This window comes from Barnesiella sp. B2-R-119, assembly GCF_023656675.1.
Classification (GTDB): Bacteria; Bacteroidota; Bacteroidia; order Bacteroidales; family Barnesiellaceae; genus Barnesiella; species Barnesiella intestinihominis.
Genome location: NZ_JAMOKL010000002.1, coordinates 50,463 through 63,740, shown reverse-complemented (window position 1 = coordinate 63,740; position 13,278 = coordinate 50,463). Strand labels below are relative to the sequence as shown.

Annotated in this window: 10 protein-coding genes; 5 read left to right on the top strand and 5 right to left on the bottom strand. The window is 38.8% G+C overall.

From position 1 onward, the window contains the following. Positions 1-46: 46 nt before the first annotated feature. The 4 genes from NBH06_RS03440 (at position 47) to nhaA (ending at position 4,359) form a co-directional block, all read left to right on the top strand. Positions 47-457, top strand: coding sequence for a Fur family transcriptional regulator (locus NBH06_RS03440; protein WP_008862037.1), 411 nt, complete (start codon positions 47-49; stop codon positions 455-457). Positions 458-480: 23 nt separating this feature from the next. Next, positions 481-1,029 carry an NADH peroxidase gene (locus NBH06_RS03435; RefSeq protein WP_008862038.1) on the top strand — a complete coding sequence of 183 codons (549 nt, stop codon included), beginning with the start codon at positions 481-483 and terminating at the stop codon, positions 1,027-1,029. 113 nt (positions 1,030-1,142) lie between these two features. Continuing rightward, positions 1,143-2,930 carry a translation elongation factor 4 gene (gene lepA, locus NBH06_RS03430; RefSeq protein ID WP_008862039.1) on the top strand — a complete coding sequence of 596 codons (1,788 nt, stop codon included), beginning with the start codon at positions 1,143-1,145 and terminating at the stop codon, positions 2,928-2,930. Positions 2,931-3,009: 79 nt separating this feature from the next. Beyond that, positions 3,010-4,359, top strand: coding sequence for a Na+/H+ antiporter NhaA (gene nhaA / locus NBH06_RS03425; RefSeq protein ID WP_155012475.1), 1,350 nt, complete (start codon positions 3,010-3,012; stop codon positions 4,357-4,359). 5 nt (positions 4,360-4,364) lie between these two features. Here nhaA and NBH06_RS03420 read toward each other — a convergent pair whose 3' ends face one another. After that, a complete protein-coding gene (locus tag NBH06_RS03420) occupies positions 4,365-5,612 on the bottom strand; it encodes an ABC transporter permease (protein ID WP_155012474.1) in 1,248 nt (415 codons plus the stop codon). Continuing rightward, positions 5,605-6,810, bottom strand: a complete 1,206-nt coding sequence (locus tag NBH06_RS03415; protein WP_008862042.1) for a pyridoxal phosphate-dependent aminotransferase — start codon at positions 6,808-6,810, stop codon at positions 5,605-5,607. The genes NBH06_RS03420 and NBH06_RS03415 overlap by 8 nt, the downstream gene beginning before the upstream one ends. Before the next feature lie 770 nt (positions 6,811-7,580). Here NBH06_RS03415 and smpB point away from each other — a divergent pair. Further along, positions 7,581-8,033, top strand: coding sequence for an SsrA-binding protein (smpB, locus tag NBH06_RS03410; protein WP_250793363.1), 453 nt, complete (start codon positions 7,581-7,583; stop codon positions 8,031-8,033). On the opposite strand, the gene NBH06_RS03405 is transcribed toward smpB, so the two are convergent. The 3 genes from NBH06_RS03405 to gyrA form a co-directional block, all read right to left on the bottom strand. Further along, positions 8,023-9,228, bottom strand: a complete 1,206-nt coding sequence (locus NBH06_RS03405) for a THUMP-like domain-containing protein (RefSeq protein WP_250792787.1) — start codon at positions 9,226-9,228, stop codon at positions 8,023-8,025. The two genes, smpB and NBH06_RS03405, sit on opposite strands and share 11 nt — an antisense overlap. Before the next feature lie 219 nt (positions 9,229-9,447). Then, the gene (locus NBH06_RS03400; RefSeq protein WP_008862046.1) at positions 9,448-10,713 is read right to left on the bottom strand and encodes a tetratricopeptide repeat protein; all 1,266 of its coding nucleotides are present in this window, start codon (positions 10,711-10,713) and stop codon (positions 9,448-9,450) included. 35 nt (positions 10,714-10,748) lie between these two features. Then, entirely contained in the window at positions 10,749-13,247 is a 2,499-nt protein-coding gene (gyrA, locus tag NBH06_RS03395) for a DNA gyrase subunit A (RefSeq protein ID WP_195342959.1), read from the bottom strand. Between the last annotated feature and the right edge of the window lie 31 nt (positions 13,248-13,278).

Genomic DNA, 13,278 nt, shown 5'->3' with positions numbered 1-13,278 from the left:
ATTATTTTTGCCATTACAAAATTGTAATCATTACAAATAAAGAAAGATGAAAGAATCGGCACAAAATAGATTACGACGATATAATATAAAGCCTTCGGTGCAACGCATGGCCGTGTTGGATTATTTGATGACACACCATACACACCCCACAGCCGATACGATATTCAATGCTTTATATCCATCTATTCCGACGTTGTCCAAAGCTACCGTTTATAACACTTTAAATTTATTAACAGAACACGGTGTTATACAGATGATTACGATCGATGAGAAAAATGCCCGTTTTGATGCCCGGGAGACTCCGCATTTGCATTTTAAATGTGCTTCTTGCGGAGAGATATTCGATTTTGATTTACCCCCTTTACAAATAGAATCTTTGAAGGATTATGATATTTCTGATATTCAAGTTTATTGTAAGGGAACGTGCCCGTCTTGCCAGAAGAAAACTCAACATTAAATAACTAACTAAAATAACCAATCATGAAAAAATTTATTTGTACAGTATGCGGTTACGTATACGAAGGTGATGAAGCTCCTGAATTTTGCCCGCAATGTAAACAACCTCGTTCAAAATTCAAAGAAGTTGTTGAATCAGATGAACTTGATTTTGTAACGGAACATCATATCGGTGACGGTGTAGTAGAGGATGCCGAAGTTATGGAGGGTCTTAAAGCTCATTTCATGGGTGAATGTACCGAAGTAGGTATGTATCTTGCTATGAGCCGTCAGGCAGATCGTGAAGGTTATCCCGAAGTGGCAGAAGCCTTTAAACGTTATGCTTGGGAAGAGGCTGAACATGCATCTAAGTTTGCAGAACTTTTGGGAGAAATCGTTTGGAATACAGAGAAAAATCTAAAAGCTCGTATGGAAGCTGAAAGTGGAGCTTGTGCAGACAAAATGCGTATTGCAAAACGTGCCAAAGAACTTGGCTATGATGCTATACATGACACTGTACATGAAATGGCTAAGGACGAAGCTCGCCACGGTAAAGGCTTCGAAGGTTTATACAATCGTTATTTCAAGAAATAAAATTGTATTTATATTTGTAAGAGGGGTAGCTCATCTTGTGAGCTACCCCTTTTTGTCTATTGCCCATTATTGTAAAAATCGTTATCTTTGCGCACACTATCAGATTAATTTCAATGAAAAATATACGCAATTTTTGTATTATTGCACATATAGACCACGGAAAAAGTACCCTGGCCGATCGCTTGTTGGAGTATACCAAAACCATTGCAGACAAAGATTTACAGGATCAAGTTCTCGACAATATGGATTTGGAACGAGAACGGGGAATTACGATCAAAAGTCATGCAATACAGATGGAATATATTTACAAGGGTGAGAAGTATATTCTGAATCTTATAGACACTCCGGGGCACGTGGATTTCTCTTATGAAGTTTCTCGGTCTATTGCCGCATGTGAAGGTGCATTGCTTATCGTCGATGCCTCTCAGGGAATACAAGCACAGACTATTTCCAATCTGTATATGGCGATTGAACATGACTTGGAAATCATACCGGTTGTCAATAAAGTAGATTTGGATAGCGCTCGTCCCGATGAAGTAGAAGACCAAATTATAGATTTGCTGGGGTGTAAACGGGAAGAAATTATACGTGCCAGCGGAAAAACAGGACAGGGGGTCGAAGATATTCTTTCGGCTATTATAGAACGGGTAAATCCTCCTCAGGGAGATGTGGATGCACCGTTACAGTGCCTTATTTTCGATTCTGTATTTAACTCATTCAGAGGAATTATCGCTTATTTCAAAATTTGTAACGGACGAATAAAAACCGGCGATAAGGTAAAATTCGTTGCGACCGGAAAAGAGTATGAGGCCGATGAGATAGGTGTTTTGAAATTGGATATGGTTCCTCGAAAAGAGTTGTCGGCCGGCGATGTAGGATACATTATTTCCGGAATAAAAACGTCCAGAGAGGTGAAAGTGGGAGATACGATTACCCATATAGAGCGACCGTGTTCTTCGGCAATCGATGGATTCGAAGAAGTTAAGCCTATGGTCTTTGCCGGAGTGTATCCCATCGAAACAGAAGATTTTGAGAACCTGAGAGCTTCATTGGAAAAGCTGCAATTAAACGATGCATCCTTGACTTTTCAACCTGAATCATCTGCGGCTTTGGGCTTTGGTTTCCGATGTGGCTTTTTGGGGCTGCTCCATATGGAAATTATTCAGGAAAGATTGGATAGAGAATTCAATATGGACGTTATTACCACGGTTCCGAATGTTTCTTATAAGGTTTACGATAAGAAAGGTGCAATGGTGGAGGTTCATAATCCTTCTGGATTGCCAGATCCTACGTTGATAGATCACATCGAAGAACCTTATATACGGGCATCGGTCATTACTTCGACCGACTACATCGGACCTATTATGACTTTGTGTCTGGGGAAGCGTGGAGAGCTGGTCAAGCAGGAATATATATCGGGGAATAGAGTAGAGATTATCTACGATATGCCGTTAGGAGAAATTGTCATTGATTTCTATGATAAACTTAAAAGTATATCGAAAGGGTATGCTTCTTTCGATTATCATATTCATGATTTCAGGGAGTCTAAATTGGTCAAACTCGATATTCTTTTAAACGGGGAGTCGGTGGATGCTTTGTCGACGTTGACGCACGTAGACAATGCGGTAACTTTTGGACGAAGAATGTGTGAAAAGTTGAAAGAGCTTATTCCTCGCCAGCAATTCGAGATCGCTATTCAGGCCGCAATCGGGGCTAAAATTATAGCCAGAGAAACGATCAAACCAGTGCGTAAAGATGTTACGGCAAAATGTTATGGCGGTGATATCAGCCGGAAACGAAAACTGTTGGAAAAACAGAAAAAAGGGAAAAAGCGTATGAAACAAATCGGTTCGGTAGAAGTGCCTCAAAAAGCATTTCTAGCGGTATTGAAACTCGATTAGGGTAAATCGGTTTCTTTTTTTCGTCATTGGAAAACCGTAAAAGGCTTTCTTTGTTTAAATTACAAATACGGAATGTTATATGGATAGCTTATATGCCATAAAAAAGTCGATTAAAAATTATGCCAGCGGAGGTAATGTTTTGATAGTGGCGACATTGTTGGCTTTTATCATCGCTAATTCTCCGATTGCCGATATGTATTTTTCTTGGTGGGCACAACCTATATCTTTACAGTTGGGGGATTTCAACTTATTTAGCCATAATGGGCATCCTATGACCGTAATGGAATTTATCAACGATGCATTGATGGCGATTTTCTTTTTTTCTATCGGACTGGAAATAAAGAGAGAGGTGTTGGTTGGAGAATTGACCTCCATAAAGCAAGCATTATTACCGATCGTTGCCGCTATTGGTGGAATGGTTATTCCTGTTTTATTATTTATGTATATTGGCAGAGGCAGTGATTTCCTGAGAGGGAGTGCCATTCCTATGGCGACAGATATTGCTTTTTCGTTGGGCGTTTTGGCTATGTTGGGAAAAAGAGTCCCCATTTCCTTGAAAATATTCCTAACAACATTGGCGGTGGTCGATGACATAGGAGGTATATTGGTTATTGCGATTTTCTATTCCAGTCATATATCGGTTACTTACTTGTTTTATGCTGCCGGCATATTTTTGATTTTATGGTTGGGCGGACGTGCCGGAATCAATAGTAAAATGTTCTATTTCATACTTGGCGGTGTAGTTTGGTTTTTATTCTTAAATTCAGGTATTCACCCTACGATAGCCGGTGTATTAGTGGCTTTCTGTATTCCCGCTAAACCGGTATTGGCGACTACTCGTTTTATCAGTACGATTCGAGATGAAATAGCTAATTTCCCGCAGGAACAGTTTCATGGGGACAGCGATAGCTCGATAATGCTCTCCAAAGATCAAATAAACTGTTTGAAGAGTATAGAATCTGCATCCGATAAAGTGATAAGCCCGTTACAAGACCTTGAAGATACATTGCATCCCGTGATCAACTATCTTATTATCCCTTTATTCGCTTTTGCCAATGCAGGGATTGTTTTGTCGGGAATAGAATTGTCTTCGTTATTTACGGGTATTAGTTTGGCCGTTTTTGTCGGGTTGTTGTTCGGAAAATTTGTGGGTATCTTTTTCTCTTCTTGGTTAATCATTAAACTGAAAATTGTTCCGATGCCGACACACTCTACATGGAAGTCGTTAGCGGCAGTATCTGTGTTGGGTGGTATTGGTTTTACAGTATCTTTGTTTATTGCAAATCTTTCTTTTGGTAATATGGGGCCAGAAGGAATAGAATTGTTGGAACATGCGAAACTCGGTATTGTAATGGGGTCTCTCGTATCCGGTATTTTAGGATATATCTTACTTAACCTATTTTTACCGAAGCAACAAGAAATCGAGTAGGGCGCTTATTCGAATTTTATAGATTTGGCCGGGCGAATAAGCGCAACCAAATAGGAAGGTGCGATCAGCATCAAAACCGATACAAGCATGCAGCCGATGTTCAACCATAAAACGTACCAAAAATTTATTTCGATAGGAACATAAGGTACGTAATATGCTTCGGGATTGAGTGTTACAATGTGAAAGTGTCGTTGAATCAGGCATAGGACGACACCAATAATATTCCCCCATATCATACCTTTCCCGACAAGGAAAACCGATACGTATAAAAATATTTTCCGAATAGAGGTATTGTTTGCTCCTAATGCTTTCAATATGCCAATCATATTCGCGCGTTCCAATATAATAATGAGTAATCCTGAAATCATGGTAAAGCCCGATACGGCGGCCATGAGAATAAGTATGATCCAGACGTTCATATCGAGTAAATCGAGCCAGCCGAAAAAGACCGGATTCAATGTGCGAATGGATTGAGGATAATAATGTGTCCCATAATCATCGGGACGGTCTATTAATTGTGTATATAGTTCATATGCTATGTCGTCGGCTCTATCGAAATCTTTTATCATCAGTTCTATTTCGCTATACTGGTCGGGATTCCAATCGTTAAGGCGTTGAACATGTCTTACATCTCCGATAATCAACAGTTTGTCATAATCCGAAAAATCGGTCTGATATATTCCTGAAATAGAAAATCGTCGGGCTCTTACTTGCTCTTGGACAAAGTAGCAGTATATTTTATCCCCGATATGCAGATCCAATTTATCAGCTATGGTTTTGGAAACGAGGACTTCGTTGGATATTATTGAGTCTTGAATTTTAGGTAAACAGCCATCGACCAGATATTTCTTGAAAAAAGACCAGTTATAGTCGGGGGTAACTCCTTTCAGAACCGTTCCCATAAAATCGGTATCGGTCTTTATCATACCCAGTTTTGTCCCGATAGGGTCTATTTTTGTGATGTCATCGCATTCTGACAATATTTCACGCAGACTATCGGTATATTGAATCGGCTGCTTTTCGTAAGTCATGTTATTATCGAATGACGTTATCTGAATGTGAGCGCCGAATCCTACAACTTTGCTTCGGATTTCTTTTTTGAAACCGATGACAATCGCAACCGACAGTATCATTATGGCTAATCCTAGCGCAACACCGGCCACAGCTACACGTACGGCCGGTGGGGTAGCTTTTTTTCGATGCTGTTTGTCGAAATGTATACGATTAGCAATATATAATTTCCAATTATTCATTGATGGTACGACCGGGGTATGTTTCTAATGCTTTTTGTAAAACGATTAGAGCTTTTGATAGTTCTTCTTTTTCCAGTACATAGGCTAAACGAACTTCGTTCTTCCCCAATCCGGGAGTGGTGTAGAACCCTGAGGCGGGAGCCATAAATATGGTTTGTCCTTCGTACTCGAATTCAGATAAACACCATTCACAGAATTTATCGGCATTATCTACCGGTAATCGAGCTACGGTGTAGAATGCTCCCATAGGGATAGGGGAGTAACACCCCGGAATTCGGTTTAAACCGTCAATTAGGTGTTTACGCCGTTCTACATACTCGTTATAGGTAGAAAGCATATAACTTTCGGGAGCATCGATAGAGGCTTCGGCTACGATTTGTCCTAAAAGAGGTGGACTGAGTCGGGCCTGACAGAATTTCATAACACTCTTTTTTAATTCTTTATGTCGAGTGATCAGGGCTCCTATTCGAATTCCGCATTCGCTGTATCTTTTTGAAACGGAATCTATTAACACTACCTGTTCTTCAATCCCTTCTAAGTGGAAAGCCGATATATAGGGCGCTCCTGTATAGCAAAATTCCCGATATACTTCGTCGGAGAATAGGAACAAATCATATTTCTTTACCAGATCCCGTATTTGGTTCATTTCTCTTTGGGTGTATAAGTACCCGGTGGGATTATTGGGATTACAGATTAGTATAGCCTTAGTTTTTGGCGTAATTAGAGATTCGAATTTTTCGATAGAAGGTAACGCGAAACCTTCTTCAATAGAAGAGGGTAAAGTTTTGATTACTGCTCCGGCCGAGATAGCGAATGCCATGTAGTTGGCGTATGCCGGTTCTGGAACAATAATTTCATCGCCGGGGTCCAGACAAGCCATGAATGAGAATAATACAGCCTCAGAGCCTCCTGTGGTGATGATTATATCATCGGCTGTCACATGAATATGGAATTTGTCATAATATTGGACTAACTTTTCCCGAAGGCTTTTTATGCCTTCACTGGGACTGTATTCCAGTATTCGGCGATGCATGTGCCGTAACGCATCCAACCCTATTTGAGGAGTCGGCAAATCGGGTTGCCCGATGTTTAGATGAAAAACTTTTATTCCTTTTTCTTTGGCTTTGTTGGCGAGAGGAACAAGTTTTCGTATAGGAGAGGCCGGCATGACTTCGCCTCTATGAGAGATTGTGGGCATACTTTTTAATTTAATATAGACTAACCTATGAAATATGCGATATCAAATGGGGGTGTCTATTTTTTATTTTTTTAGATGCAAAGATAAGAATTTTACTTTTTTCTTTCCTTATGGAGATAGTAGAATATGAAGAGAGAAGTCGTAAAATAGAATAAATAATGCTATATTTGCGTACAAATATAGAAATACAGCAGTTTTATGAACGATTTGAAGCATCTCTTTTTGCTTATTGTTTCTCCCGGGAAGACATGGCAAAAAATGGATAAAGTGCCGTATGCGACACAAATATTTTTGAATCAATTCCTATATCCGCTTATGGGAATAACTGCGATAGTATCCTTTTTAGGACATTTTTTTAACGATGCTTCTTTACCAAGAGCCTTGCAGTTGGCAATCGTGGAATTTGTGAAATTTTTTGCCGGCTTCTATGCTCTTGTATATGTAATGAAAATTTTTTCGACTTACATGTTGGAGATTTTGCAACCAGAGTCTCGTATAAAACGTTTTGTCGGATACACATTGGCATTGTATATGTTGTTTGATATTTCCATTTTTGTTATCCGATTGTTTATAGAACTTCCGTCTATAGTTGATTTTTTACCCCTTCTGTTAGCCTATGTGATTTGGAACAGTCAAAGGTATATGGAAATTCCAGATCAAAAAAATATTTTATACGTAGTGGCTACAACCATATTATTTCTTGTTATACCTTTGTCCATTCAGAAACTATTGTACTTTTTGATGCCCGGATTGATTTAATTAGTATAGAAATGAAGTTACCACAAATAAATATAAAAAATAAGAGGGCGAGTTTCGATTATGAATTGCTCGATACCTTTCATGCGGGAATTGTGCTGTCTGGAACTGAAATAAAGTCAATTCGGTTGGGTAAGGCCGGGCTGACGGACTCTTTTTGTTACATCAATAATGGAGAAATCTGGATAAAAAATATGTATATAGCCGAGTATTTCTATGGTTCTTATAACAATCACTCTTCTCGGCGAGACAGAAAGCTTTTATTAACTCATAAAGAAATTCAGAAAATAGAGAGGGCTGCCAAAGAATCGGGGTTTTCAATAATACCGACACGAGTTTTTATTAATGAGAAGGGATTGGCAAAAGTGGTTATTGCTATCGCTAAGGGTAAAAAAGAATACGATAAGCGAGATTCGATTAAGGAGAGAGAGGATAAACGGAAAATGGATCGAATGTTTAAGCGTTAGTCGCTCTCTTGCAGATAATTAATACTTTGTTGTCATTCGATAGGGTTGTGGCGAAAAGATATAAATCACCTCCGTCCTTGGTCTTTAACTTTTTCTGTAATACTGCTGTGGTTAGGGGAAAATTACGTGTCGATAGGTTTGTCTGAGGATATTTCGTTTTGATATCTTTTATATTTTTCGAATTGAATGTAACTGTTTCTATGATCTCAAATTTCCGTCCCGGAAAATTAGAGATGTAGTTGTCCGAAGTATATAAATGGCTATTGGTTTGTAACTTTTCTATGTCATATTCAATAGCGATAGATTTATAAGCTCCTGCTTTGAGTATAGATGTGTTGGGCTCATAGAGGTATTTCTTTATACTTTTACAAAAAGTCGAGTAGGGAAGGCCTTTTTCTTGTTTTATTCCAAACGTGAAATCCGATATATTGTCAAAAGAATTGATTTGTATACAATGAATAATCGTATCTCGATCACTCGATTTTTCCGACTCGGTATCGATGACTAATAATAATTCCTTACATTCGTTTTTTACGGATACAACATGTACCTCTGAAATATCTGGTAAGAGAGAAAGGGTAGCTGTTATATCGACCATAGGAGATACCTTTATTATGATACGTTTCCCGCATTGGAAAAGTACAGGCATAAGCTCTATTACATTAGGCTCACATTCGTCGATAGCGAATATCCGTTTATTGCAGGAGCCTCTTCTCGCAGGATCGATATATATATTTTGAAAATGTCGATCGTTATTTTGTAGAAAGTTTATGCAGTCGTCGTGCGTAACGGTTATGTTATCGGTACATAAGTTTTTAAAGTTTTGTTTTGCCGCTCGGCAATATTCGGCTAATTGCTCCACATAAACTACATGATCTGATTTTTGAGAAAAAAAGAAACTGTCTACACCTAAGCCTCCGGTCAAATCGACAGTATCTCCCGGAATTATCAAATTTTGCTTATAGCGTGCGGTCAGTTCCGAGGAACATTGTTCTGTCGATAGAATAGATGGAAAAACAATATTCATGTTTGAAGCCCATGTAGGTAGCTTGTCGCGTATCTTTTTACGGGCTTCGATTTGTTGAATGGCCCAAGCTACATCAAAATCAGCTTGGATATTTTTCAACCGTAACTTATTAGTATCAAAATCAGAATATTCTAAAATAAAATCCTGAATAGATTTTTGGTACATCATATTTACAAATATACAAATTATATATCGAATTAAAGAGCTTGTGGAGGTTATATTATTTATTTGAATTAAATTTGTCCTATAATTTGTATTATGTTAAATAAAATATTGGGAATATTAATTTAATAAAATGAAAGACAACGATTTATATATTTACAAAAAATCCGATTCACATTTCATGTGAACCGGATTTCCCTATAAATTATCTATGCAATGCGAAAATTATTGACCTTCAATAGCTTTTAATTTTTCTGCATCGTTCAAATTATAATAGATATTACGTAATGCATATTTATAGTCGGGTTCGTCCGGTTTTAATTCATATGCTTTTTCGTAATAAGGACGAGATTTCTCAAACAAAGGAAGAACTTCTTTTTCTCTTGCTTCTGTATATTTCGCATTGTCTGTTATCGTGCTGATTTCATTATTTTTTTGAACAGCCAGATTAAAATAAACACGTCCTATGCTGCCCAAAGCATCGGCATAAGATGGATTTATGGAGATTGCCTTCTCGAAACATTCTATGGATTGATCGTACTTTTTCTGGGATTCATACAGATTTCCTTTTACATTCCAATATTCTGCATTGTTAGGTTCGTCAGCCAATACAGATTCGAGTGTAGCTATGGCTTCATCGTATTTCCCGCTAAATATATAGAGATTGATCAACTTCAATGTGTAGGTATTCTCTTTCTGCATTTTTGTATTTCCGTTCTCGTCTTTCACTTCAACCATTTCGTTTTTGAATAGTTTTTCACCTTCTTGAAGTGTTTTAATCAGATTGGCCGTATCTTGTGTCATCTCATATTCATATACGAGATATTTATAGATATCGTTTTGATTGTATCCATTTCCTTTTGCTTCGTTCAACGCTTTTATGGCTAATGTCGTATCATTGGTTTGAAGTGCTGCCAATGCCCTGTTAAATTCTAAAATAGCCAGAGTTGAATCTGCCGGAAGGCCTTCTTTTTCGCCTTTCATGATAGACATCTTAGGAATGTTTAGATAGATACCCCACACATCGTATGCTTTTTTATACTCTTTTTGTGTGAAATAATAAACTCCTGCATTGGCATATCCATCGATGTTTTGTTTTAATGTTTTTCTTATGTCTTTGACATATCGGGGTTTGATTTTCCCTTTTTCGTTGGGCAAAGTGTCTAATGCGATAGCTTGCAAAAAATATTCATAACTTTTTACTAACGCATCATACATTGGTCCGTCACCGTCTTTCAATGTCATTCCCAATGTTTTCTGAACGTTGTCTTTTTCAAAATAAGAGTTTTCTACAAATCCCGCAACATACCAAGTTTTGGCATCGTCCTTAGTTTCTGGATTTGTTAGTGCTCCTTTAATATTATCACGGGCTTCCTGAAAGTTGGGTTTTTCCATTTTAGCTTCGCTAAATGCCCTATTTACAGCTTTCTTTTGACCAAATGCGCAAATGATAGAAAGCAGTAATACTACCGTTAATGTTGTTTTTTTCATTGCGTTTTTATTTTAAAAATTAATTATATCTAAATTTATTCGGCAACTTCGGTTACGTTATCATCTTGTAAGTTTTCATCGACACTTTCTGATAAAACTTTGCAAACCGATGCTATTTCATCGTTACGTTTTTCCAAGTTTATTAATCTTACACCCTGTGTTGCCCGTCCCATGACTCGTACGTCGGCTACTTTCATTCGTAGAGTAATGCCCGATTTGTTTATGATTACCAAATCATTTTCATCTGTTACGCATTTAATCGCTACCAAACAGCCTGTTTTATCGGTAATATTCAGCGTTTTTACGCCTTTCCCTCCTCGGTTTGTTATCCGATAATCTTCTATAAGAGAGCGTTTTCCATAGCCTTGCTCCGAGACAACCATGATGGTTTCTTTTTCGGGATCGTTTACACAAATCATTCCTACCACTTCGTCGTCATTATTGTCAAGGGTCATACCCTTTACACCTGTTGCATTACGACCCATTTCGCGTACTGCACTTTCATGGAATCGAATAGCGCGACCGTTTTTGTTGGCGATAATTATTTGACTGTCTCCCGTGGTGAGACGCACTTGTATAACTTGATCGTCTTCCCGAATCGTGATCGCATTTACTCCGTTCTGTCGAGGACGCGAATAGGCTTCAAGTTTTGTCTTTTTTATTACACCTTTACGCGTACAGAATAGTAAGTTATGAGACATATTGTATTCGGGGTCTTGTAATTTTTTTACCCGAATGAATGCGTTTACCTTGTCGTCGGACTCTATATTGAGCATATTTTGAATGGCTCGTCCCTTTGAGTTTTTAGCACCTTCGGGGATTTCATAGACTTTCAGCCAATAGCATTTACCCTTTTGGGTAAAGAACAACATATAATTGTGCATTGATGCCGGATAGATATACTCGATGAAATCTTCTTCACGAGTATTGCTTCCTTTTGCTCCGACTCCTCCTCGATTTTGAGCACGGAATTCGGACAGAGGGGTCCGTTTGATATATCCCATGTGCGATATGGTGATAATCATTTCGTCGTCGGCATAGAAATCCTCAGCATTGAACTCTTCCGAGGAATAAATGATTTCTGTTTTACGTTCGTCGCCATACTTCTCTTTTATTTCGAGAAGCTCGTCTTTTACCACTTTCATACAAACAGACTCATCGGCGAGAATTTCTTTGTAATAGGCAATCATTTTTTCCACCTCGGCGTATTCATTTCTCAGTTTGTCTTGATCCAAACCGGTCAACTGTCCAAGACGCATATCTACGATGGCCTGAGCTTGTTTTTCGCTTAACGAGAATCGCTCCATTAAACGTGTCTTGGCTTCTTCACGAGTCCGTGATGACCGAATCAGTTTAACGACTTCGTCTATGTGATCGGATGCAATGATAAGTCCTTCAAGAATATGCGCCCTTTCTTCGGCTTTCGCCAGATCGAAACGAGTGCGGCGAATAACGACTTCGTGGCGATGATCCACAAACGCCTCTAACAGTTGTTTTAGATTTAGTGTTTGAGGACGTCCGTTTACCAAAGCAATATTATTGACACTGAAAGAGGATTGCAAGTCGGTCATTTTGAATAATTTATTTAAAATAACGCTTGCATTGGCATCTCGTTTTATTTCGATAACGATTCTCATTCCGGCTCGGTCGGATTCATCGTTGATGTTGGAAATACCTTCTAACCGTTTTTCTTCCACCAAATCGGCGATTTTCTTAATCAATTCCGACTTATTGACGGCATATGGTATTTCAGATACGACGATGGTCTCCCGCCCTGTGGTGCTGTCTACTTCAATCTCGGCTTTTGCCCGAATTACAATTCGGCCCCGTCCTGTTTCGAAAGCATCTTTTACCCCTGCAAAACCATAAATAATACCTCCTGTGGGGAAGTCGGGAGCCTTGATATATTGCATCAGGTCTTCCACCGTCAATTCTCTGTCGTCGATTAGGGCGACAGAAGCATCTATACATTCCGACAGGTTATGAGGGGGCATATTCGTTGCCATACCCACAGCAATACCCGAAGCTCCATTGACTAGTAAGTTGGGGATTCGGGTCGGCAAAACAGTTGGCTCTTCTAATGTGTTATCGAAGTTTGGAGTAAAATCGACCGTATCTTTTTCAATATCTCGAAGCATCTCTTCTGCGATACGAGAAAGGCGAGCTTCGGTATAACGCATGGCAGCAGGGCTATCACCATCGACAGACCCGAAGTTACCTTGCCCATCGACCAAAGGATAACGTAAAGACCAGGGTTGCGCCATACGCACCAATGCAAAATATACCGACGAATCGCCATGCGGGTGATATTTACCCAGCACATCTCCCACGATTCTTGCTGATTTCTTATAAGGCTTATCCGATGTGTTACCCAATTTGTCCATACCGAACAGAACTCTGCGGTGTACCGGTTTAAAACCATCTCTTACATCGGGTAAGGCACGAGCTACAATCACCGACATAGAATAATCGATGTAGGCCGATTGCATCTCTTGTTTGATGTCTATTTTTAAAATTCTATCTTGATCAATCATTTATTTTGATGAAAATTGGTTATACAAATTA

Excerpts from the sequence above, each read along its gene's own strand:
- lepA (WP_008862039.1), top strand. The coding sequence starts at position 1,143 with ATGAAAAATATACGCAATTTTTGTATTATTGCACATATAGACCACGGA.
- nhaA (WP_155012475.1), top strand. The coding sequence starts at position 3,010 with ATGGATAGCTTATATGCCATAAAAAAGTCGATTAAAAATTATGCCAGC.
- smpB (WP_250793363.1), top strand. The coding sequence starts at position 7,581 with ATGAAGTTACCACAAATAAATATAAAAAATAAGAGGGCGAGTTTCGAT.
- NBH06_RS03400 (WP_008862046.1), bottom strand. The coding sequence starts at position 10,713 with ATGAAAAAAACAACATTAACGGTAGTATTACTGCTTTCTATCATTTGC.
- gyrA (WP_195342959.1), bottom strand. The coding sequence starts at position 13,247 with ATGATTGATCAAGATAGAATTTTAAAAATAGACATCAAACAAGAGATG.
- NBH06_RS03420 (WP_155012474.1), bottom strand. The coding sequence starts at position 5,612 with ATGAATAATTGGAAATTATATATTGCTAATCGTATACATTTCGACAAA.
- NBH06_RS03415 (WP_008862042.1), bottom strand. The coding sequence starts at position 6,810 with ATGCCCACAATCTCTCATAGAGGCGAAGTCATGCCGGCCTCTCCTATA.
- NBH06_RS03435 (WP_008862038.1), top strand. The coding sequence starts at position 481 with ATGAAAAAATTTATTTGTACAGTATGCGGTTACGTATACGAAGGTGAT.
- NBH06_RS03405 (WP_250792787.1), bottom strand. The coding sequence starts at position 9,228 with ATGATGTACCAAAAATCTATTCAGGATTTTATTTTAGAATATTCTGAT.
- NBH06_RS03440 (WP_008862037.1), top strand. The coding sequence starts at position 47 with ATGAAAGAATCGGCACAAAATAGATTACGACGATATAATATAAAGCCT.